Origin of the sequence: Streptomyces sp. NPDC001549 (assembly GCF_042894025.1) — a bacterium.
In the GTDB taxonomy this organism is placed as follows: Bacteria; Actinomycetota; Actinomycetes; order Streptomycetales; family Streptomycetaceae; genus Streptomyces; species Streptomyces kutzneri.
Map to the genome: position 1 here is coordinate 61369 of NZ_JBIAVJ010000001.1, position 22967 is coordinate 84335.

Consider the following 22967-nt stretch of genomic DNA (forward strand, 5'->3'; position numbering starts at 1 on the left):
GGGCTGTTGACCGAGACGGCACTCCCGGGTCCCCGGGACGTTCTCCCGGGCTCAGGCCGCCGGGTTCTCGGGTCCGCCGATCTGGATGCCGGCCATCCGCGTCCACTCGTACGGGCCCGTGCGCACGCGCGCAGCGAACTCTCCGTCGAACTCGTCGTGGAGGGTCAGCGCCGCCTTCTCCGCGGCCAGCTGGGCCACCTCGAAGGTGGGGGCCATCAGGTCGCCCCAGCCGCCGTCCGTACCCACGAGCACGATCCGGGTGCCGGCCTGGCCGATGTGGGCGAGCTGGCCCTCGGCGCCGCCGTGCTGCCTGGCGAACGCGCCGATCTGCTTGGCCAGCTTCGCGGCCTTACGGTCCTGCTTCTTGTCCGCGGCGCCTGCGGCGGCCGCCGTGTCTGCGGTGTCTCCCATGGAAGCCATGCTACCGGTGAGTAATCAACGGAGGAAGGGATCCACGGCCACCGCCACGAACAGCAGCGACACGTAGGTGATGGACCAGTGGAACAGACGCATCTCCTTGAGCTTCGCGCCCGTGATGCCCGCCTTGGCCCGTGCGTGGAGCGCGTGCGCCTCCCACAGCCACCAGCCGCCCGAGACCAGCGCGACCGCGGTGTAGAACCAGCCGGTGTAGCCCAGCGGGGTCAGCAGCAGCGAGACCGCCACCATCACCCAGCTGTAGAGGACGATCTGGCGCGCCACGGCCCGGTTGCCCGCGACCACCGGGAGCATCGGCACGCCGGCCCGCGCGTAGTCGTCCTTGACCTTCATCGACAGCGGCCAGTAGTGCGGCGGCGTCCAGAAGAAGATGACGAGGAAGAGGATGACCGCGGCCCAGGAAACCTCGTTCGTGACGGCCGACCAGCCGATGAGCACCGGCATACAGCCCGCGATGCCGCCCCACACGATGTTCTGGGCGGTGCGCCGCTTCAGCAGCATCGTGTAGACGACGACATAGAAGAGGAGCGCTCCGAGCGACAGCGCCGCCGACAGCCAGTTGACGAGGAAGCCGAAGAAGAGGGTGGAGACGACCGCGAGGGTGAGGCCGAAGGCCAGGCACTCCCGCGGGCTGACCATGCCGGTCACCAGCGGGCGCTGCGAGGTCCGGTCCATCAGCGCGTCGATGTCGCGGTCGATGTACATGTTCAGCGCGTTGGCGCCGCCCGCGGACAAGTAGCCGCCGAGGCAGGTCACGAGGACCAGCCGCAGCGACGGAACGCCCTGCTCCGCAAGGAACATCACCGGCACTGTGGTGATCAGCAGAAGTTCGATGATCCGCGGCTTGGTCAATGCCACGAAAGCCATGACGCGGGTCCCGAGCGGCCGGTGACCGGGGCTCGTCCCGAGCACCCCCGCTGGACGGGATTCGACGGCCGTCACGCACACCCCTGAGAGAGAATCCAGCAAGCTCCGACTCGGACCATTCACAACATGAAGGCCCGGTTAAGGCTTGCGCGTACCACGCCACTGTAGACGTTGCGCTTACGTCGCCCTGCGCCGGGGTCGCCTCGTGTTGGGCCGATCGGACCGTGCATACATACGGGGGACGGGCCTCGCCGGACACCCGTGCGCGGGTGAACGCGGGCCGGCGGCGCGGTGACGGACTGCCTGCACCCGAATAGCTGCACGCCGTTGCGGGGGTAGGCTCGGAATCGCGCCGGTGCACCGTTCGTCACCGGGATTCATACATGTGGAGAGGAGCCCTGACCCACGGTGAGCACCAAGCCGACCACCACAGAGCTCGAGTGGACCGAACTGGACCAGCGGGCCGTCGACACCGCCCGCATCCTGGCCGCTGACGCGGTCCAGAAGGTCGGAAACGGCCACCCCGGTACGGCGATGAGCCTGGCCCCCGCCGCGTACACCCTCTTCCAGAAGGTGATGCGGCACGACCCGGCGGACCCCGAGTGGGTTGGCCGCGACCGCTTCGTGCTCTCCGCGGGGCACTCCTCCCTGACGCTCTACACCCAGCTCTACCTCGGTGGGTTCGGGCTCGAGCTGGACGACCTGAAGGCGTTCCGCACCTGGGGCTCGAAGACCCCCGGCCACCCGGAGTACGGCCACACGGCCGGCGTGGAGACCACCACCGGCCCGCTCGGCCAGGGCATCGCCAACGCGGTGGGCATGGCCATGGCCGCCCGCTACGAGCGCGGTCTGTTCGACCCGGAGGCCGCCCAGGGCGCCTCCCCGTTCGACCACATGATCTACGCGGTCGCGGGCGACGGCTGCCTCCAGGAGGGCATCTCCCACGAGGCGTCCGCGCTGGCCGGCCACCAGAAGCTCGGCAACCTCGTCCTGCTGTGGGACGACAACCACATCTCCATCGAGGGTGACACGGAGACGGCCGTCTCCGAGGACACCCTGAAGCGCTACGAGGCGTACGGCTGGCACGTCCAGCGCGTCGAGCAGCAGGAGAACGGCGACCTCGACCCGAAGGCGCTGTTCGCCGCCCTCCAGGCCGCCAAGGCCGAGACCGGCCGCCCGTCCTTCATCGCGGCCCGCTCGATCATCGCCTGGCCCGCCCCGCACGCCCAGAACACCGAGGCCGCCCACGGCTCGGCGCTCGGCGACGACGAGGTCGCGGCCACCAAGCGCGTCCTCGGCTTCGACCCGGAGCAGACCTTCGAGGTCTCCGACGAGGTCATCGCCCACACCCGCAAGGCCCTCGACCGCGGCCGCGAGGCCAAGGCCGAGTGGGAGAAGGAGTTCTCCGCCTGGCGCACCGCCAACCCGGAGCGCGCCGCCGAGTTCGACCGCATCAACGCCAACGAGCTGCCCGCGGGCTGGGAGGACAAGCTCCCCGTCTTCGAGGCCGGCAAGGGCGTCGCCACCCGCGCCGCCTCCGGCAAGGTGCTCGGCGCGCTCGGCGCGGTCATCCCGGAGCTGTGGGGCGGCTCGGCCGACCTGGCCGGCTCCAACAACACCACCATCGACAAGGACTCCTCGTTCCTGCCGGTGGGGAACCCGCTGCCGGAGGCCGACCCGTACGGCCGCACCATCCACTTCGGCATCCGCGAGCACGCCATGGCCGCGTCCATGAACGGCATCGCGCTGCACGGCCACACCCGCATCTACGGCGGCACCTTCCTGGTGTTCTCCGACTACATGCGCAACGCCGTCCGCCTGTCCGCGCTGATGCACCTGCCGGTGACGTACGTGTGGACGCACGACTCCATCGGTCTGGGCGAGGACGGCCCGACCCACCAGCCGGTCGAGCACCTCGCCTCGCTGCGCGCCATCCCGGGCCTGAACATCGTCCGCCCGGCCGACGCCAACGAGACGGCCATCGCCTGGCGCGAGATCCTGCGCCGCCACACCAAGGTCTTCGGCAAGGGTGCCCCGCACGGCCTCGCGCTGACCCGCCAGGGTGTGCCGACCTACGAGCGCAACGAGGCCGCCGCCAAGGGCGGGTACGTCCTGTTCGAGGCCGAGGGCGGCCCGGCGCAGGTCCTCCTCATCGGTACCGGCTCCGAGGTGCACCTGGCCGTCGAGGCCCGCGAGCAGCTCCAGGCCCAGGGCGTCCCCACGCGGGTCGTCTCGATGCCGTCCGTCGAGTGGTTCGAGGAGCAGGACCAGGAGTACAAGGACAGCGTCCTGCCGCCGTCGGTGAAGGCCCGCGTCGCGGTCGAGGCGGGCATCGGCCTGACCTGGCACCGCTACGTCGGTGACGCCGGCCGGATCGTCTCGCTGGAGCACTTCGGTGCCTCGGCCGACGCGAAGGTGCTCTTCCGCGAGTTCGGCTTCACGGCCGAGAACGTGGCGGCCGCCGCCCACGAATCCCTCGCCGCCGCCGCGCGCTGACGCCGGTACGCAACCCAAGTAGGAGATGTAATCCCATGACAGACGCACTCAAGCGCCTCTCCGACGAAGGCGTCGCGATCTGGCTGGACGACCTGTCCCGCAAGCGCATCACGTCCGGCAACCTGGCCGAGCTCATCGACCAGTCGCACGTGGTCGGTGTCACCACCAACCCGGCGATCTTCCAGAAGGCCATCAGCGGCGGCGAGGGCTACGAGCGGCAGCTCACCGACCTCGCGACCCGCAAGGTCACCGTGGAAGAGGCCCTGCGCATGATCACGACGGCGGACGTCAGGGACGCCGCCGACATCCTGCGCCCGGTCTACGACCGCACCGACGGCCAGGACGGCCGCGTGTCGATCGAGGTCGACCCGCGCCTGGCGCACAACACCCCGGCGACCATCGCCGAGGCCAAGCAGCTCGCCTGGCTGGTGGACCGCCCGAACACGCTCATCAAGATCCCGGCGACCAAGGCCGGCCTGCCGGCGATCACCGAGGTCATCGGCAAGGGCATCAGCGTCAACGTCACGCTGATCTTCTCGCTGGAGCGCTACCGCGAGGTCATGGACGCGTACCTGGCGGGTCTGGAGAAGGCCAAGGCCGCGGGCCTGGACCTCTCCCTGATCCACTCGGTCGCCTCCTTCTTCGTGTCCCGCGTGGACTCGGAGATCGACAAGCGCCTGGACGCGGTCGGCACCGACGAGGCGAAGGCCCTCAAGGGCAAGGCGGCTCTCGCCAACGCCCGTCTGGCCTACGAGGCGTACGAGGAGGTCTTCGCCTCGGAGCGCTGGATCGCCCTGGAGCGGGTCGGCGCCAACAAGCAGCGTGCGCTGTGGGCCTCGACGGGCGTCAAGGACCCGGCGTACAAGGACACCCTGTACGTGGACGACCTGGTCGCCCCGAACACGGTGAACACCATGCCGGAGGCCACCCTGGAGGCCACCGCCGACCACGGGCAGATCACGGGCGACACCGTGCGCGGCACCTACGAGCAGGCGCGCGCCGAGCTCGACGCGGTCGCGAAGCTTGGCATCTCGTACGACGATGTGGTGCAGCTGCTCGAGGACGAGGGCGTCGAGAAGTTCGCGGCGTCCTGGAACGACCTGCTGAAGTCGACCGAGGCGGAGCTTGAGCGCCTCGCCCCCACGGAGGCCTGAACACCTTGTCTGTAAACGGAGCGAACCCGCTTCGTGACGCACAGGACCGGCGGCTCCCGCGCATCGCGGGGCCGTCCGGCCTGGTCATTTTCGGCGTTACGGGTGACCTGTCGCGCAAGAAGCTGATGCCTGCCGTCTACGACCTGGCCAACAGAGGCCTGCTTCCGCCGGGCTTCTCGCTGATCGGGTTCGCCCGCCGCGAGTGGCAGGACGAGGACTTCGCGCAGGAGGTCCACGACGCGGTCAAGGAGCACTCCCGGACGCCCTTCCGCGAGGAAGTGTGGCAGCAGCTCGTGCAGGGCTGCCGTTTCGTCTCGGGCGACTTCGACGACGACGCCGCCTTCGAGACGCTGAAGGCGACCATAGAGGAGCTGGACAAGGCACAGGGCACGGGCGGCAACTTCGCCTTCTACCTGTCCGTCCCGCCGAAGTTCTTCCCCAAGGTGGTCCAGCAGCTCAAGGACCACGGGCTGGCGCAGAAGGAGGGTTCCTGGCGGCGTGCCGTCATCGAGAAGCCCTTCGGACACGACCTGAAGAGCGCCGAGGAACTCAACAAGGTCGTCCACGAGGTCTTCCCGCGCGACGAGGTCTTCCGGATCGACCACTACCTCGGCAAGGAGACCGTCCAGAACATCCTGGCGCTCCGCTTCGCCAACACGATGTTCGAGCCGATCTGGAACCGGTCGTACGTCGACCACGTGCAGATCACCATGGCCGAGGACATCGGCATCGGCGGCCGGGCCGGGTACTACGACGGTATCGGCGCCGCCCGTGACGTCATCCAGAACCACCTGCTCCAGCTGCTCGCGCTGACCGCGATGGAGGAGCCCGGCTCCTTCCACCCCAAGGCGCTGGTGGCCGAGAAGCTCAAGGTTCTCACGGCGGTGCAGCTGCCGGAGGACCTGGGCAAGCACACCGTGCGCGGCCAGTACGCGGCCGCCTGGCAGGGCGGCGAGAAGGTCGTCGGGTACCTCGAAGAGGACGGCATCGACCCCAAGTCGAAGACCGACACCTACGCGGCCATCCGCCTGGAGATCAACAACCGCCGCTGGGCGGGCGTCCCGTTCTACCTGCGGACGGGCAAGCGCCTGGGCCGCCGGGTGACCGAGATCGCGGTCGTCTTCAAGCGGGCCCCGTACCTGCCGTTCGAGTCGGGCGCGACCGAGGAACTGGGGCAGAACGCCCTGGTCATCCGGGTCCAGCCGGACGAGGGCGTGACGGTCCGCTTCGGCTCCAAGGTCCCGGGCACCTCCATGGAGGTCCGGGACGTCACGATGGACTTCGCCTACGGCGAGTCCTTCACGGAGTCCAGCCCCGAGGCGTACGAGCGGCTCATCCTCGACGTGCTCCTCGGCGACGCGAACCTCTTCCCGCGTCACCAGGAAGTCGAACTGTCCTGGAACATCCTCGACCCGATCGAGGAGTACTGGGACAAGCACGGCAAGCCCGCGCAGTACCCGTCGGGCACCTGGGGGCCGGTCGAGGCGGACGAGATGCTCGCACGAGACGGACGGAGCTGGCGCCGGCCATGAAGATCGACCTCACGGAGACCAACTCCAGCAAGATCAATGCCGCGATGGTGCAGGCACGCCGGGACATCGGCACGCCGGCCATCGGCATGGTCCTCACGCTGGTGATCGTGACCGACGAGGAGAACGCGTACGACGCGCTCAAGTCGGCGAACGACGCGTCCCACGAACACCCCTCGCGGATCGTCGTCGTCATCAAGCGGGCCAGCCGCTCGCCACGCAGCCGCCGCGACGCCCGGCTCGACGCGGAAGTCCGCGTCGGGGCGGACTCCGGCAGCGGTGAAACGGTTGTGCTCCGCCTTCACGGCGAACTGGTCGACCACGCCCAGTCGGTGGTTCTCCCGCTGCTCCTGCCGGACGCCCCCGTGGTCGTCTGGTGGCCGGACGGTGCCCCCGCGGACCTGGCGGGCGATCCGCTGGGTGCGCTGGGACAGCGCCGGATCACGGACACGTACTCCTGCGAGGACCCGCTCAGGGCGCTGAGCGGCCGTGCGGGTGCGTACGCCCCCGGGGACACGGATCTGTCGTGGACCCGGATCACCCCGTGGCGCTCCATGCTGGCGGCCGCGCTGGACCAGCAGGCCCTGTCGGTCGTCTCGGCGACCGTCGAGGGCGAGGACGAGAACCCGAGCTGTGAACTGCTGGCCATGTGGCTGGCGGACCGGCTCCAGGTCCCCGTCAGGCGCACGCTGTCGTCGGGCCCGGGCCTGACGGCCGTACGTCTGTCCACCAAGGACGGCGACATCGTCCTGGACCGGGCGGACGGCGCGCTGGCCACGCTGTGCATGCCGGGGCAGCCCGACCGTGCGGTGGCGCTCAAGCGCCGCGACACGGCCGAGCTCCTTGCGGAGGAGCTGCGCAGGCTGGATCCGGACAACACGTACGAGGCCTCGCTGAAGTTCGGCGTGGCGAGGCTGGAGGCGTCGGCGTCGGAGCCGGCGGAGCCGGAGGCTCCCGCCAAGGCCGAGGCCGCTGCTCCCGCCAAGGCCGAGGCCGCTGCTCCCGCCAAGGCCGAGGCCGCTGCTCCGGCCAAGGCCGAGGCCCCGAAGCCGGCCGCCAAGCCGACGAAGAAGGCCGCGGCCAAGTAACACCACCGCGGGTCCGCTGCTGGGGCTCCGCCCCGGACCCCGCGCCTCAAACGCCGGCGAGGCTGATCTTTCAGCCCGTCCGGCGTTTGAGGACCGGGCCCGCGCAGCGGCACCCGCACCCCCGATCTACCGACAAGGCGGCAGCACATGGGTATGACGACTCCCCAGGTCGTCGTCCACCGGGACAAGGAACTGATGGCCCAGGCCACCGCGGCCCGGCTCATCACGAAGATCGTGGACGCGCAGACGGCCCGCGGCACCGCGTCCGTCGTCCTCACCGGCGGACGCAACGGCAACGGCCTGCTCGCGGCACTGGCCGCCGCCCCGGCGCGGGACGCGATCGACTGGTCCCGGCTGGACCTGTGGTGGGGCGACGAGCGGTACGTCCCCGCCGACGACCCCGAGCGCAATCACACCCAGGCCCGCGAGGCCCTCCTGGACGCTGTCCCGGTGGACCCCGCCCGCGTGCACGTGATGCCCGCCTCGGACGGCCCGTACGGGGGCGACGTGGACGCCGCGGCGGCCTCCTACGCGGCCGAGCTGGCGAAGGCGGCCGGTCCGGAGGACCACGGTCCGGTCCCCCGGTTCGACGTGCTGATGCTGGGCGTGGGCCCGGACACGCACGTGGCCTCGCTGTTCCCGGAGCACCCGGCGGCCCGCGAGACCGAGCGCACGGTGGTCGGCGTGCACGGCGCCCCGAAGCCCCCGCCCACCCGGATCTCGCTCACCCTCCCGGCGATCCGGGCGGCCCGTGAGGTCTGGCTGCTGGCCGCGGGCGAGGACAAGGCCGGGGCGGTCTCCCTGGCCCTCGGCGGCGCGGGCGAGGTCCAGGCCCCGGCCGCCGCGGCGTACGGCCGCTCCCGCACCCTGTGGCTCCTGGACCGCGCGGCGGCGGCCAAGCTCCCGGCCGGCATGTACCCCCCGGCCTCTTCCTGACCACGGCCGACGCAGAAGGGCCCGCCTCCCGGTACCGGGAGGCGGGCCCTTCTCGCACCTGGGTCAGCTACGGCCGCGCAGCTTCCGGTACGTGGCCACCAGCGCCTTGGTGGAGGCGTCCAGCCCCGGCACGTCGGCGCCCTCGCTCAGCGCGGGCTCGACCCGCTTGGCGAGCACCTTGCCGAGTTCGACGCCCCACTGGTCGAAGGAGTCGATGTTCCACACCGCGCCCTGGACGAACACCTTGTGCTCGTAGAGCGCGATCAGCTGGCCCAGCACCGCCGGGGAGAGCTCTCCCGCCAGGATGGTGGTCGTCGGGTGGTTCCCGTGGAAGGTCTTGTGCGGGACCAGCGACTCGGGGGCGCCCTCGGCACGCACCTCGTCCGCCGTCTTGCCGAAGGCCAGCGCCTGGGTCTGCGCGAAGAAGTTCGCCATCAGCAGGTCGTGCTGGGCCGCCGGGGCCGCCTCCAGCTCCGCCACCGGACGGGCGAAGCCGATGAAGTCCGCGGGGATCATCCGGGTGCCCTGGTGGATCAGCTGGTAGTAGGCGTGCTGCCCGTTGGTGCCGGGCGTGCCCCAGACCACCGGGCCCGTCTGCCACTCCACCGGATTGCCGTCGCGGTCCACGGACTTGCCGTTGGACTCCATGTCGAGCTGCTGCAAGTACGCCGTGAAGCGCGAGAGGTAGTGGCTGTACGGGAGCACCGCGTGCGACTGGGCGTCGAAGAAGGCGCTGTACCAGATCCCCAACAGGCCCAACAGCAGCGGGGCGTTCTCGTGCGCGGGCGCCGTGCGGAAGTGCTCGTCCATGGCGTGGAAGCCGCCGAGCATCTCCCGGAAGGCAGCCGGGCCGATCGCGGTCATCAGCGAGAGGCCGATGGCGGAGTCGAAGGAGTAGCGTCCGCCGACCCAGTCCCAGAACTCGAACATATTGGCCGGATCGATGCCGAAGTCGGTGACCTTCTCGGCGTTGGTCGACAGCGCCACGAAGTGCCGGGCCACGGCGGCCTGGTCCCCGCCCAGTCCGGCGAGCAGCCAGCCGCGCGCCGAGGTGGCGTTGGTGATGGTCTCGATGGTGGTGAAGGTCTTGGAGGCGATGACGAACAGCGTCTCGGCCGGGTCCAGGTCCCGTACGGCCTCGTGCAGGTCCGCGCCGTCGACGTTGGAGACGAAACGCACCGTCAGGTCGCGGTCGGTGAAGGCGCGCAGGGCCTCGTACGCCATGGCCGGGCCGAGGTCGGAGCCGCCGATGCCGATGTTGACGACGTTCTTGATGCGCTTGCCCGTGAAGCCGGTCCACGCTCCCGACCTGATCCGGTCGGAGAAGTCCGCCATCTTGTCGAGGACGGCGTGCACGCCCGGGACGACGTTCTCGCCGTCCACCTCGACGGCCGTGTCCGCCGGTGCGCGCAGGGCGGTGTGCAGCACCGCCCGGTCCTCGGTCGTGTTGATCTTCTCGCCGCGGAACATCGCCTCGCGCAGCCCGGCCACGCCCGTGGCCTCGGCCAGCTCGCGGAGCAGTGCGAGCGTCTCGTCGGTGACGAGGTGCTTCGAGTAGTCGATGTGCAGGTCTCCGACCTGCAGGGTGTAGCCGGAGCCGCGGCCGGGATTCTCCTCGAACAGCTCGCGCAGATGCGTCTGCCCGAGCTCCTCCCGGTGCTTGCCGAGTGCCAGCCACTCCGGCGTCCGGTTCAGCCTCGTACGTCCCTCCCGTCGCCCACCAGCACCCTCGCTTGACGCGCTCCGCGCGGCGGCCTGATTTGCATTCATCTCGGACATCAACCCACTTCTTCCGTCCTGTCGTGCCCCGCCGTCTCCAACTTAAGGGATCACAAGCGGCAGAACGCACACAAAGAGGCCCGGTCCCACAGGAGAAGTTCCTGTGGGACCGGGCCTCACGTCACACTCTTCGAGCCGTCTCAGATCTCGCCGCGGAGCTTGGCGAGCGCCTCGGCGAGGATCGCCTCGCCGTCGGCGTCCGAGCGCCGTTCCCGTACGTACGCCAGGTGCGTCTTGTACGGCTCGGTGCGCGGCGGCGCGGGCGGGTTGTCCCGGTCCTGGCCGGCCGGGAACCCGCAGCGCGGGCAGTCCCAGGTGTCCGGCACCTGCGCGTCGCTGGCGAAGCTCGGCTGCGTCTCGTGCCCGTTCGAGCACCAGAAGGAGATGCGCAGACGGGGCGCGGACTCGCCGCGCTCCGCCTCACCCATCGGCCCCGCTCCGACCCGGCTACCACGGATCGCGTTGCCACTTGCCACGGTCGTAACTCCCTGCGTGATGGTGCCGCGGAAGGTGAGTGGAATTCCGCCGCGGAGCGCCCAAGTCTACGTAAGGCCCAACGCACGTCCAGTGAGCGGAGTTACTGATTCCACGCGATGAACGCCGGCCCTCATGATAGGCCGGGCGGTGCCGACCGGACTGCCGGAATGGCCAGAACGGTCAGCTGCCGGCCTTCGTCAGCAGGCCGAGCGCGACGATGCACGCGAACCACAGCAGACCGACGACCACGGTGATGCGGTCCAGGTTGCGCTCCGCGACGGAGGAACCGCCGACCGACGACTGCATACCGCCGCCGAACATGTCGGAGAGGCCGCCGCCCTTGCCCTTGTGCATCAGCACGAGCAGCATCAGCAGGGCGCTGAAGACGATCAGGGCGATCGAGAACCCCATAATCACGGCTGATTCCTACTTTCTGGCTTTTTCGGGCTTTCCGGCTTTGCGAGATGTGCACGGGGGCCAGGGGCTGATGCATCAGCCTCTGGCCCCCGCAAGGGTACGACGGATCCGCCCTACCGCATACTCACTGGTCGCGGAAGCGGACGATCTTGACGAACTCGTCCGCGTCCAGTGCCGCGCCGCCGATCAGGGCGCCGTCGACGTCGGGCTGGGCCATGATCGCCGCGATGTTCCCGGACTTCACGGAGCCGCCGTACTGGATGCGGACCTTGTCTGCCAGCTCCTGCGAGTACAGCTCGGCGAGGCGGCCGCGGATCGCCCCGCAGACCTCCTGGGCGTCGTCGGGGGTGGCGACCTCGCCGGTCCCGATGGCCCAGACGGGCTCGTAGGCGATCACGATGGACTCGACCTGGTCGGCCGGGACGCCTTCCAGGCCGCCGTCGAGCTGGCTCAGCGTGTAGGGGACCTGCTGGCCGGCCTTGCGGATGTCCAGGCCCTCTCCGACGCACAGGATCGGGGTGACCCCGTGCCGGTAGGCGGCCTTGACCTTGGCGTTGCAGATCTCGTCGCTCTCGCCGTGGTACTGGCGGCGCTCGCTGTGGCCGACGGCCACGTACGTGCACTTCAGCTTCGACAGCATCGGGCCGGAGATCTCACCGGTGTAGGCACCGGAGTCGTGCGCGGAGATGTCCTGGGCGCCGTACTTGATCTTCAGCTTGTCGCCGTCGACCAGGGTCTGGACCGAGCGCAGGTCGACGAAGGGCGGCAGGACCGCGACCTCGACGGCGTCGTAGTCCTTGTCGGCGAGGGCGAAGGCGAGCTTCTGGACGTGGGCGATGGCCTCGAGGTGGTTGAGGTTCATCTTCCAGTTGCCCGCCATGAGCGGGGTGCGCGTGGTCATACGGGTTCAGCCCTCCAGGGCGGCGAGGCCGGGGAGCGTCTTGCCCTCGAGGTATTCGAGGGAGGCGCCGCCACCGGTCGAGATGTGGCCGAATGCATTCTCGTCGAAGCCCAGGATGCGGACCGCGGCGGCACTGTCGCCACCGCCGACGACGGTGAAGGCGCTGCTGTCGAGCAGGGCCCGGGCGATGGCCGAGGTGCCCCCGGCGTAGTCGGGGTGCTCGAAGACGCCCACCGGTCCGTTCCAGAAGACGGTCTTGGCATCGGCGATCTTCGACGCGTACAGCTCGCGCGTCCTGGGGCCGATGTCCAGGCCCTCCTGGTCGGCGGGGATCTTGTCCGCGTCGACGGTCTCGGGGTTCGTCGGGGTCTTCTTCTTGAGGTCCGGGAACTCCGCGGAGACCAGCACGTCGACCGGGAGGACCAGCTCGACCCCGGTGTCCTCGGCGCGCTGCATGTACTCCTTGACCTTCTCCACCTGATCCTTCTGGAGCAGGGAGATGCCGACCTCGTAGCCCTTGGCGTAGAGGAAGGTGTAGGCCATGCCGCCGCCGATGAGGATGCGGTCGGCCTTGCCGAGGAGCTCGTCGATGACGGCGAGCTTGTCGGAGACCTTGGCGCCGCCGAGGACCACCACGTACGGGCGCTCGACCTCGGCGGTCAGCTTCTTCAGGACGCCGACCTCGGTGGCGATGAGGTAGCCGGCCCCGTGCGGGAGGCGGGCCGGGAGGTCGAAGACCGAGGCGTGCTTACGGTGCACGGCGCCGAAGCCGTCGCCGACGTAGAGGTCGGCGAGCTCCGCGAGCTGGTCCGCGAAGGCGCCGCGCTCGGCGTCGTCCTTCGAGGTCTCACCGGCGTTGAAGCGCAGGTTCTCGATGACGGCGACCTGGCCGTCGCTCAGGGCCGCGACGGTCTCCTTGGCGGAGGCGCCGACGGTGTCGGCGGCGAACGCCACGTCCGCACCGAGCAGTTCGCCCAGGCGCGCGGCGGCCGGGGCGAGCGAGAACGCCGGCTCGACGCCGGCGCCCTTGGGACGGCCCAGGTGCGAGGCCACGATGACGCGGGCGCCGGCTTCGGCGAGCTTCGCGATCGTGGGCTGGACGGCGCGGATGCGGCCGTCGTCGGTGATGGTGCCCTCGGCCAGCGGGACGTTCAGGTCCGCGCGGACGAAGACCCGCTTGCCCTTGACGCCTTCGGCGAGCAGTTCATCGATCGTCTTCATGTATTTCTACTCCTTTGAGCCTTCACTCGAAGGGCGAGGAAGGATAACGAGGCAAGCAACAGGGCCCGTGCGGCGCTTCGTCGCGCTGCTCGGACCCTGTGCTTCACATCGTGGTGCCTTGCCCTACGTTTTTAGAGCTGACCGCCGACGAAGACGGTGAGGTCGACGAGACGGTTGGAGTAGCCCCACTCGTTGTCGTACCAGCCGACGACCTTGACCTGCGTACCGTCCTGAACCATGGTCAGGGACGAGTCGAAGGTGCAGGACGCGGGCCAGTTCACGATGTCGGAAGAGACGATCGCGTCCTCGGTGTAGTCGAGGATGCCCTTGAGCTGCCCCTCCGAAGCCTTCTGGAAGGCCGCGTTGATCTCTTCCACCGTGGTCTCGCGGGAGAGCTCCAGCACCAGGTCGGTCACCGAGCCGGTCGGGACCGGGACGCGCATGGCGATGCCGTCCAGCTTGCCCTTGAGCTGCGGGAGGACCAGCGCGGTGGCCTTGGCGGCACCGGTGGAGGTCGGGATGATGTTCTCGGCGGCGGCGCGGGCGCGACGCAGGTCCGAGTGCGGGAAGTCCAGGATGCGCTGGTCGTTCGTGTACGCGTGGACCGTCGTCATCATGCCCTTGACGATGCCGAAGTTCTCGTCGAGGACCTTGGCCATCGGCGCCACACAGTTGGTGGTGCAGGAGGCGTTGGAGATGACGTGGTGGTTGGCCGCGTCGTACTTGTCGTGGTTGACGCCCATCACGATGGTGATGTCCTCGTCCTTGGCCGGAGCCGAGATGAGGACCTTCTTCGCGCCCGCGGCGATGTGCTTGGCGGCATCGGCCTTCTTCGTGAAGATGCCGGTCGACTCGATGACGATGTCGGCGCCCAGCTCGCCCCAGGGGAGGTTGGCGGGGTCACGCTCGGCGAAGGTCTTGAAGGTCTGGCCACCGACGGTGATGCTGTCGTCGGTGTGGGAGACCTCGGCCTTGAGGCGGCCCAGGATGGTGTCGTACTTGAGCAGATGCACCAGGGTCGCGTTGTCAGTCAGGTCGTTGACACCGACGATCTCGATGTCCGCTCCCTGCTCCAGGAGCGCCCGGAAATAGTTACGGCCAATTCGGCCAAAACCGTTGATGCCTACGCGGATCGTCACGAACCGATCTCCTCGTTGGTGCGCCGGTAAGAGCGCCGGCGAGCTGTATGGGATGTCCCCGACCGCTTACGACCCTACCTCTCCGTGAGCTTTTGGGTGACATCGGTCGGGGCCTGACACTCCCCCTACTTCCCGGGGGTACTCCCGCGGGGGTCCCGTTCCGGACACTCCGGAACGGGACCCCCGGACTTCGGCCTCCGTCACTCAGGGTGAGTGACGGGCGGGCCTTCGATCAGCGGTGCAGTGTGCGCAGCGCCTTACCGACGAGTAGGGCACGGTCCGCCGCGGTGGGCATGTGCTCCAGGCCGAAACCCAGCAACACCGTGTCACGCGTGGTGACCGCAGCGTAGGACTTGAACAGTTCCCCGGACCGGGCCCAGTCGCCGGGAACTTCGGGACTTCCGGCCGGTGCGGCCTGCGCCGTCCAGGCCCCGAGGGACGTCTCGAATCCCTCTGCGGGCTGGTCCGCGCCCTTGACGGAGAGGCGCGCCTCGTCCGCGAAGACGCCGCGGCCGCCCGAGCCGGGGTCGGTGATGTAGGAGAGCGAGAGCTCAACGGTCTTGCCGGCGTAGGCACTCAGGTCGAAGGAGACCTGCTTCCAGCCGCCGGAGGAGCCGGTGAAGCTGTTCCACTGTCCGCTGGTGCCCTGCGGGGTGCAGCCGCCGGCGTCGAGCGTGAGGTAGCGGCGCAGGAACGGGTGTCCGTTGACGAAGAACCCGGCCGCGCACTCCTCCGGGACGGTGGAGCTGCTCAGGCCGCCCGTGTCCGGCAGGGTGGTCCAGTCGTCGCCGCCGGCGGTCCGGGCCTCCAGCGCGGCGTGGTCGTAGCCCTCCTCGACGTTCCAGTTGAGCGCCAGCTTCAGCTGCGGCTGGTCGGCGGCGGTGACCCCGGTGAGGTCGATCGTACGGACGAGGCGCTTCCAGTCGTCGTCGGCGTGCAGGGCCGCGGCCATGCCGGTGCCGGCGTAGGGGGCGTACGGGTTCACGACCCCGGTGAAGGCTCCCGCCTGGGCGCTCTTGAACTGCGGGAACTGCGCGGGCGCCAGGGTCTCGGAGGTCACGGTGTAGCCGCCGGGGGCGTTCAGCGGGTTGCCCGCGGCGTCCCCGACGTTGCCCCGCGCGCCGTTCAGGGCGCCGGCGCCGGCGAAGCCGGTGGCTCCGGCGGTGCTCGTCCGGCTGTACGCGCCGAGCCAGTACTGGCTGAAGTCGTTGGTCACGGCGCGGCCGACCTGGGCGTTGCCGCCCGCCAGCTCACCGGCCTCGATCAGCTTGCCGCCCTCGTTCAGGAAGTCGCGCACCGCCAGCTGGGTTTCGCCGCCGGGGGTCTTGGCCCCCGTGTAGTGGACGGCCGTACCGAAGTGGGAGAGGACGCCGAGGTGGTGCGGGGTGCCCTGGACGGCGACGTCCCAGACCGCCGCGGATGTGCCGTTGGCGCGCAGGGCGTCGACGTAGGTCTGGGCGTGCTGGGCCTTGGCCCCCTCTTCCGCGATCACCAGGACGTCCGCGCGCGGGCGCTCGGCCACCGTGTACGTGAAGTGCTCGCTGGAGACCTGCTTGCCGGAGCGGTCGCGGCCGGTGAACCAGACCTCGACCTTGTCGCCGGGCTTCGCGCCGTCGACCTCGGCGCGGTACTCGTCGAACCAGTTGTTGTCGTCGCCGCCGTAGACCTCGCCGCCCTTCCAGGCCCTGAGGTCCTCGTCGTGCGTGCGGCCGCCGTTGATCCGGAAGTTGAGTTCCTTGTCCTTCAGCGCCTTGCGGGCCGTGACGGAGACCGTCTGGTCCTCGCCGCGGGCGGCGTAGGAGGTGGCGAAGGCGTCGACCGTGAAGTCCGCGGCGCTCAGGCCGACCGGGGAGGACGGGCGGTCCGGGTGCGCGGCGCTCTCGCCGACGGAGAGGGCGAAGGGGATGTTCTTGGCGAACTCCGCCTGGATGAGCTTCTCGTCGTCCGGGAAGTTGAAGCCGGAGGCGCAGTCCTCGGGCTTCCACTGGTCCTGGGGATCGCTCGCCGAGGCGGTCTGGCAGGTGGTCATCTCCGGCGTGAACATCATGATGCCGTTGACGTTGGAGGCGTGGCCGTCGGCCTCGCCGTTGGTCGTGTAGAGCTCGGAGGAGACCTGCGGGTAGTAGCCCGGGACGGCGGGGTTCTCCGGGGTGCCGGCGAGCGCCTTGTAGGCGACGTCGTCGGGGGTGGGGGTGGCGACCTGCCAGCCCACGCCGTAGAGGATCAGCTCGGCGGCGGAGTGGTAGTTGACGGCGTACTCGAAGCCGATGCGCTTCTGGAAGCGGTCGAGGGCGGTGGTCTCGGGCTCGGAGGAGGCGCTCGGGCCGCGGTAGGTCTCGTTCGACTGGGTCGGCGAGGAGCCCTCGTTGTCGTAGCCCCACTTGAAGGCGAAGTTCCGGTTGAGGTCGACCCCGTCGCCGGGGCCGGTCTTCCCGTCGCCGTTGTTGTCGCGCAGGTTCTTGCGCCACAGCCGCTGGCCGTCGGCCGCGTGCGTGTAGTCGTACCCGTCCGGGTTGGCGGAGAGCAGGAACCACAGTTCGCTGGAGTCCACCAGCCTGGTGATCCTGGGGTCCTTGCCGTAGTTGTCGAGGGTGTGGTGCATCAGCCGCCGGGTCATCTCGGGGGTGATCCACTCACGGGCGTGCTGGTTGGACATGTAGAGGACCGACGGTTTGTCGCCGTCCTTGGTCTTCTTGGCGTTCTTGCTGACCTTCAGGGCGAGGATGTCCTTGCCCTGGACGGTCTTGCCGATGGAGACGACCTTGGTGAGCCCCGGGTGCTCCTGCGCGGTCCGCAGGATCTCCTCCTGGAAGCCGCCCTTGCCGCTGTACGGGCGGAACACCCCGTCCCCGGCGGCCTTGGCACGGGCGAGACCCTGGGCGGGAACCTTGCGCTCGGCCAGCTTGACGCCCTGGGCCGCGAGTTCCCCGGCCTGGCCGCCGCTGAGGAAGAGCTCGACCCGGGCGGTTCCGGTCTCCGGGGCCCGCTCGGTGAGCTCGTGCGCGTCCTGCCCCGCGGCGAGGACGAGCGGGACCTGTTCCCGGGTGATGTCGGCGTCGTAGACCCGTACCTCGTCGGCGCCGGATGCGGCGCCGGGTCCCGGCTGGGCCTGTGCCGCGGCGGGCAGCACGGCGAGTGTGGTTCCGAAGACGAGTGCGCTTGCGGCGAGGATCGATCTCGCGCGGTGACTCATGTGCCCCCCTGGGCGTCGTCTGCCACGAAAGCGTTCGGACGCCAGACTCAAGACCGGCCCATGCTCATGTCAATGGGGCGTGCGGCAAAGGGGCCCGCACGAGTGATCGCGCGAGCCCCTTCAGCCGTACGGGACGGACTAACCGGCCATGTTGTCGGCCATCTCCTCGCTGAGGTCCAGGTTCGACTCGGTCCCCGGGATGCCGAGGTCCTGGGCCCGCTTGTCGGCCATCGCCAGCAGGCGGCGGATCCGGCCGGCGACGGCGTCCTTGGTCAGCGGCGGGTCGGCGAGCGCGCCCAGCTCCTCCAGGGAGGCCTGCTTGTGCTCCATGCGCAGCCGGCCGGCCGCGGCCAGGTGCTCGGGGACCTCCTCGCCGAGGATCTCCAGCGCGCGCTGCACGCGGGCTCCGGCGGCCACCGCGGCCCGCGCCGATCGGCGGAGGTTGGCGTCGTCGAAGTTGGCCAGGCGGTTGGCGGTGGCGCGGACCTCGCGCCGCATCCGCCGCTCCTCCCAGGCCAGCACCGACTCGTGCGCGCCGAGCCGGGTCAGCAGCGCGCCGATCGCGTCGCCGTCGCGGACCACGACCCGGTCCACTCCGCGCACCTCGCGCGCCTTGGCGGCGATGGACAGCCTGCGGGCGGCGCCCACCAGGGCCAGGGCGGCTTCCGGGCCGGGGCAGGTGACCTCCAGGGAGGAGGACCGGCCCGGCTCGGTGAGCGAGCCGTGGGCCAGGAAGGCGCCGCGCCAGGCCGCCTCCGCGTCGCAGGTGGCCCCGGAGACCACCTGCGGGGGAAGACCCCGGATGGGGCGGCCGCGGCCGTCCACGAGGCCCGTCTGGCGCGCCAGCTGGTCACCACCGGCCACGACGCGGACCACGTAGCGGCTGCCGCGGCGCAGTCCGCCGGGGGCCATCACCACCAGGTCCGAGGAATGGCCGAAGATCTCCAGGATGTCCTTGCGCAGGCGTCTGGCGGCGATCCCGGTGTCCAGTTCCGCCTCGATGACGATGCGGCCGCTCACCAGGTGCAGCCCGCCCGCGAACCGAAGGATCGCCGAGACCTCCGCCTTCCTGCAACAGGTCCGGGTGACGGGCAGGCGGGAGATCTCATCCTTCACCGCAGGCGTCATCGCCATGGGCCGATCCTTCCATGCATCCGAAAAATACGGTCGTACGCGGCGGCCAGCAGCTCCGGGTCGTGCTTCGGAGAGCCGTCCTGCCTGGCCACGGGCGCCAGCTCGACCGCGGCACCGAACCGTTTCGCGGCATCGGCGAGGGACTCGCGGTCGGGCACGGCGGCCTCGTCGGCCAGCACCACGTCCAGGGCGAGTTTAGGGGCGTGTCGGGCCAAAACCTCCAAATGACGCTGCGGAGAGAAGCCCTCTGTTTCGCCGGGCTGCGGCGCGAGGTTCAGCGAGAGGACCCGCCGGGCCTTCGTCTCCATCAGCGCGTCCAGCAGTTCCGGCACCAGCAGGTGCGGAATGACCGAGGAGAACCAGGACCCCGGACCGAGCACCACCCAGTCGGCGTCCAGGACGGCCGCGACGGCCTCCGGCACGGCCGGCGGGTCGCTCGGCACCACCTGCACGGAGAGCACCTCGCCCGGGGTCAGCGCCACCGTGGCCTGCCCGCGGACGGTGTCCACGTCCTCGGGGCGGGCCGGATCGTGCCCCCTGACCAGGGCCTGGAGCTCCAGCGGCACCGCCGACATCGGCAGCACCCGGCCCTGCGCCCCGAGCAGCCTCCCGACCAGGTCGAGGGCCTGGACGGGGTCGCCGAGCTGTTCCCACAGGGCGACGATCAGCAGGTTGCCGACCGCGTGCCCGTGCAGATCGCCCTCGGACTGGAAGCGGTGCTGGATGACCCGGGCCCAGGTCTGGCCCCAGTCGTCGTCACCGCACAGCGCGGCCAGCGCCTTGCGCAGGTCGCCGGGCGGGAGCACGCCGAGCTCCTCCCGGAGCCGGCCGCTGGAACCGCCGTCGTCGGCGACGGTGACCACGGCGGTGAGGTCACCGGTGATCCGGCGCAGGGCGGCGAGGGAGGCCGACAGGCCCTGGCCGCCGCCGAGCGCCACCACCTTGGGCGTGGCGCCGCGCCGGCGGCCGGAGCGGCCGGAGCGGCCCGCGCCGTCCTCGCCCCGGCCCGGGGTGAGGCGGCGCAGGCGACTCAGCCGCGGGGTCCGTGCGGTCACTCGCGCCCCATGTCCCGGTGGACTACGACGGTCTCGACTCCCTCGGAGGCGAGGCGGGCGGCGAGCTTCTCGGACATGGCCACACTGCGGTGCTTGCCGCCCGTGCAGCCGACCGCGATGGTCACGTACCGCTTGCCCTCGCGGCGGTAGCCGGTGGCGATGAGCTGGAGCAGCTCGGTGTAGCGGTCGAGGAACTCCTTGGCGCCGGGCTGGCTGAAGACGTACCCCGACACCTCCTCGTTGAGCCCGGTGAAGGGGCGCAGCTCCGGGACCCAGTGCGGGTTGGGGATGAAGCGGCAGTCGACGACGAGGTCGGCGTCGACGGGGAGGCCGTACTTGTAGCCGAAGGACATGACGGTGGCCCGCAGCTCGGGCTCCTCGTCCCCGGCGAACTGGGCGTCCATCTTCGCGCGCAGCTCGTGCACGTTCAGGCTGGAGGTGTCGATCACCAGGTCGGCGTCGCCGCGCAGCTCGCGCAGCAGGTCGCGCTCGGCGGCGATGCCGTCGGTGATGCGCCCGTCGCCCTGGAGCGGGTGCGGGCGGCGGACCGACTCGAAGCGGCGGACCAGCGCGTCGTCGGAGGACTCCAGGAAGACGATGCGGCGGGTGACGCCCTTGCTGTCGAGGTCGGCGAGGGACTCGCGCAGGGCGTCGAAGAACTGGCGGCCGCGGACGTCGACGACGACGGCGATGCGCGCCACGTTGCCCTGGGAGCGGGCGCCGAGCTCGACCATGGTCGGGATCAGGGCCGGCGGGAGGTTGTCGACGACGAACCAGCCGAGGTCCTCCAGACACTTCGCCGCCGTACTGCGGCCGGCCCCGGACATACCGGAGATGATCACCAGCTCGGGGATGGCCGCCTCGGCGGTCTCGCCGGGCTCCACTGTCGTGCCCGTACTCACCTGTGCTCCGTCTCGGTCGTGCGCGGTCTCGTGCTCGGTCATTGCTCGGTCCCCCGTTCGGACGATGCTCCCGCTGGCGCGGGGGGCTCATCCTCAATGATCTCTCCTGTCGCCGTGTTGACGGCAGGACCAGCGGGAACCGCCTGGGCGAGGGCCGCGGCCACGGTCTCGGCCGTCTTACGGCCTATGCCCGGGACCTCGCAGATCTGGTCGATTGTCGCCTGTCTCAGCTTCTTCACCGAACCGAAGTGCTTGACCAGGGCCTGTTTGCGGCTCTCGCCGAGGCCGGGCACCTCGTCCAGAGGGCCTGATTTCAGGCGCTTGCCGCGCTTGTTGCGCTGGTACTGGATGGCGAACCGGTGGGCTTCGTCACGGACCCGCTGGAGCAGGTAGAGGCCCTCGCTGGTGCGCGGCAGCACGACCGGGTCGTCCTCGCCGGGCAGCCAGACCTCCTCCAGCCGCTTGGCCAGGCCGCACACGGCGACGTCGTCGATCCCGAGCTCCTCCAGGGCCCGCTTGGCGGCGGCGACCTGCGGCTGCCCGCCGTCGACCACGACGAGCTGGGGCGGGTACGCGAACCGCTTGGGCCGCCCGTCGTCCTCGGGCACCGCGCCCTCGCCCTCCTCCGCTTCCCACTCGCCGGTCTTCAGCTTCTCCTGGAGGTAGCGGCGGAAGCGCCGGGAGACCACCTCGTGCATGGAGCGGACGTCGTCCTGCCCCTCGAACGATTTGATCTGGAAGCGCCGGTACTCGCTCTTGCGGGCCAGCCCGTCCTCGAAGACGACCATCGACGCGACGACGTCGTCACCCTGCAGGTGGGAGATGTCGAAGCACTCGATGCGCAGCGGGGCGCTGTCGAGGTCCAGTGCCTCGGCGATCTCCTCCAGGGCCCGGGAGCGGGTGGTGAGGTCGCTGGCGCGCTTGGTCTTGTGCAGGGCGAGGGACTGCAGCGCGTTGCGGTGGACGGTCTCCATCAGGGCCTTCTTGTCGCCGCGCTGCGGTATCCGCAGGCTGACCTGGGACCCCCGGCGCTCGGCGAGCCACTGGTTCAGTGTCGGCGTGTCCTCGGGGAGGGCCGGGACCAGTACCTCCTTGGGCACGGCCTCGCCCTTCTCCTCGCCGTACAGCTGCTGGAGGGCGTGCTCGACGAGCCCGGCCGTGTCGACGGCCTCGACCTTGTCGGTGACCCAGCCGCGCTGGCCGCGGACCCGGCCGCCGCGGACGTGGAAGATCTGAACGGCGGCTTCGAGCTCGTCCTCGGCCACGGCGATCAGGTCGGCGTCGGTGGCGTCGGCGAGCACCACGGCGTTCTTCTCCATCGCCCGGCGCAGCGCCCCGATGTCGTCGCGCAGCCGGGCGGCCTTCTCGTACTCCATCTCCTCGGCCGCCGCGTGCATCTCCTTCTCCAGCCGGGAGAGGTAGGTGCCGGTGCGGCCGGCCATGAAGTCGCAGAAGTCCTCGGCCAGTTCGCGGTGCTCCTCGGGGGTGACCTTGCCGACGCAGGGGGCGGAGCACTTGCCGATGTAGCCGAGCAGGCAGGGGCGGCCGATCTGGGCGGAGCGCTTGAACACGCCCGCGGAGCAGGTCCGGACCGGGAACACCCGGAGCATCAGGTCGACGGTCTCGCGGATGGCCCAGGCGTGCCCGTACGGACCGAAGTAGCGCACGCCCTTCTTCTTGGGCCCGCGCATGACCTGGACCCTCGGGTACTCCTCATTGAGGGTGACGGCGAGGGAGGGGTAGCTCTTGTCGTCCCGGTACTTGACGTTGAACCGGGGGTCGAACTCCTTGATCCACGAGTACTCCAGCTGGAGCGCCTCGACCTCGGTGGACACCACGGTCCACTCGACGGAGGCGGCCGTGGTCACCATGGTGGCGGTACGGGGGTGCAGGCCGGCGATGTCCTGGAAGTAGCTGCCCAGGCGCTGGCGCAGGCTCTTGGCCTTCCCGACGTAGATCACCCGGCGGTGCTCGTCGCGGAACTTGTAGACCCCCGGGGAGTCCGGGATCTGTCCCGGCTCGGGGCGGTAACTGGAAGGGTCGGCCATGCCAACCACCCTACTTGCGCGCACCGACAACAGACCGTAGGCCCCCGGCCCGGTATGCGGATCCGGGCGGTGGCCCCGCAGGCCATCCGGGCCCGGCCCGGACCCGGTCCTCAAACGCCGGACGGGCTGAAGATCCAGCCCCGCCGGGGGCACCTCCCAGCGGTGGCCGGGGGAGTCCGAGGCGCGGGGTCCGGGG

At 70.3% G+C, this 22967-nt stretch carries 18 protein-coding genes; 5 read left to right on the forward strand and 13 right to left on the reverse strand.

Annotated features, from left to right (window positions below; all coding sequences use genetic code 11):
• Nucleotides 1–51: 51 nt before the first annotated feature.
• Together ACFY04_RS00305 and ACFY04_RS00310 are read right to left on the reverse strand one after the other, a co-directional pair.
• Nucleotides 52–411, reverse strand: coding sequence for a hypothetical protein (locus ACFY04_RS00305; protein ID WP_389113442.1), 360 nt, complete (start codon nt 409–411; stop codon nt 52–54).
• Nucleotides 412–435: 24 nt separating this feature from the next.
• Entirely contained in the window at nt 436–1383 is a 948-nt protein-coding gene (locus tag ACFY04_RS00310) for a heme o synthase (RefSeq protein ID WP_389113894.1), read from the reverse strand.
• Nucleotides 1384–1710: 327 nt separating this feature from the next.
• Between ACFY04_RS00310 and tkt the strand changes: the two genes are divergently transcribed.
• The 5 genes from tkt to pgl all read left to right on the forward strand — a co-directional run bounded on the left by tkt (nt 1711) and on the right by pgl (nt 8505).
• Complete coding sequence (gene tkt, locus ACFY04_RS00315) at nt 1711–3798, forward strand: transketolase (protein ID WP_389113444.1); 2088 nt, start codon at nt 1711–1713, stop codon at nt 3796–3798.
• 35 nt (nt 3799–3833) lie between these two features.
• On the forward strand, nt 3834–4952 hold the full coding sequence (gene tal / locus ACFY04_RS00320; protein WP_389113446.1) for a transaldolase: 1119 nt from the start codon (nt 3834–3836) through the stop codon (nt 4950–4952).
• Nucleotides 4953–4957: 5 nt separating this feature from the next.
• Nucleotides 4958–6484: a glucose-6-phosphate dehydrogenase gene (gene zwf / locus ACFY04_RS00325; protein WP_189735925.1), complete on the forward strand. Its 1527-nt coding sequence runs from the start codon at nt 4958–4960 to the stop codon at nt 6482–6484.
• Nucleotides 6481–7569, forward strand: a complete 1089-nt coding sequence (opcA, locus tag ACFY04_RS00330) for a glucose-6-phosphate dehydrogenase assembly protein OpcA (protein ID WP_389113448.1) — start codon at nt 6481–6483, stop codon at nt 7567–7569. The genes zwf and opcA overlap by 4 nt, the downstream gene beginning before the upstream one ends.
• Before the next feature lie 153 nt (nt 7570–7722).
• Nucleotides 7723–8505: a 6-phosphogluconolactonase gene (gene pgl / locus ACFY04_RS00335; protein ID WP_373043064.1), complete on the forward strand. Its 783-nt coding sequence runs from the start codon at nt 7723–7725 to the stop codon at nt 8503–8505.
• Nucleotides 8506–8568: 63 nt separating this feature from the next.
• Here the strand turns inward: pgl and pgi are convergent, their stop codons facing one another.
• From pgi to uvrC, 11 genes are all read right to left on the reverse strand, one after another.
• Nucleotides 8569–10275, reverse strand: a complete 1707-nt coding sequence (gene pgi, locus ACFY04_RS00340; protein WP_389113895.1) for a glucose-6-phosphate isomerase — start codon at nt 10273–10275, stop codon at nt 8569–8571.
• Nucleotides 10276–10424: 149 nt separating this feature from the next.
• On the reverse strand, nt 10425–10760 hold the full coding sequence (locus ACFY04_RS00345; protein WP_010352468.1) for an RNA polymerase-binding protein RbpA: 336 nt from the start codon (nt 10758–10760) through the stop codon (nt 10425–10427).
• A 181-nt stretch (nt 10761–10941) separates the two neighbouring features.
• Complete coding sequence (gene secG / locus ACFY04_RS00350) at nt 10942–11172, reverse strand: preprotein translocase subunit SecG (RefSeq protein WP_389113896.1); 231 nt, start codon at nt 11170–11172, stop codon at nt 10942–10944.
• A gap of 130 nt (nt 11173–11302) precedes the next feature.
• On the reverse strand, nt 11303–12079 hold the full coding sequence (gene tpiA, locus ACFY04_RS00355; protein ID WP_389113451.1) for a triose-phosphate isomerase: 777 nt from the start codon (nt 12077–12079) through the stop codon (nt 11303–11305).
• A gap of 6 nt (nt 12080–12085) precedes the next feature.
• Nucleotides 12086–13300: a phosphoglycerate kinase gene (locus ACFY04_RS00360; RefSeq protein ID WP_389113453.1), complete on the reverse strand. Its 1215-nt coding sequence runs from the start codon at nt 13298–13300 to the stop codon at nt 12086–12088.
• A gap of 131 nt (nt 13301–13431) precedes the next feature.
• Entirely contained in the window at nt 13432–14439 is a 1008-nt protein-coding gene (gap, locus tag ACFY04_RS00365; RefSeq protein ID WP_030009077.1) for a type I glyceraldehyde-3-phosphate dehydrogenase, read from the reverse strand.
• Between the two features lie 232 nt (nt 14440–14671).
• On the reverse strand, nt 14672–17632 hold the full coding sequence (locus tag ACFY04_RS00370) for a M14 family zinc carboxypeptidase (protein ID WP_389113455.1): 2961 nt from the start codon (nt 17630–17632) through the stop codon (nt 14672–14674).
• Nucleotides 17633–17770: 138 nt separating this feature from the next.
• On the reverse strand, nt 17771–18766 hold the full coding sequence (whiA, locus tag ACFY04_RS00375) for a DNA-binding protein WhiA (protein ID WP_030009075.1): 996 nt from the start codon (nt 18764–18766) through the stop codon (nt 17771–17773).
• The gene (gene yvcK, locus ACFY04_RS00380; RefSeq protein ID WP_389113457.1) at nt 18757–19821 is read right to left on the reverse strand and encodes a uridine diphosphate-N-acetylglucosamine-binding protein YvcK; all 1065 of its coding nucleotides are present in this window, start codon (nt 19819–19821) and stop codon (nt 18757–18759) included. The genes whiA and yvcK overlap by 10 nt, the downstream gene beginning before the upstream one ends.
• Complete coding sequence (gene rapZ / locus ACFY04_RS00385; RefSeq protein ID WP_030009073.1) at nt 19818–20765, reverse strand: RNase adapter RapZ; 948 nt, start codon at nt 20763–20765, stop codon at nt 19818–19820. The genes yvcK and rapZ overlap by 4 nt, the downstream gene beginning before the upstream one ends.
• Complete coding sequence (gene uvrC / locus ACFY04_RS00390; protein ID WP_373043071.1) at nt 20762–22771, reverse strand: excinuclease ABC subunit UvrC; 2010 nt, start codon at nt 22769–22771, stop codon at nt 20762–20764. The genes rapZ and uvrC overlap by 4 nt, the downstream gene beginning before the upstream one ends.
• Nucleotides 22772–22967: the final 196 nt, after the last annotated feature.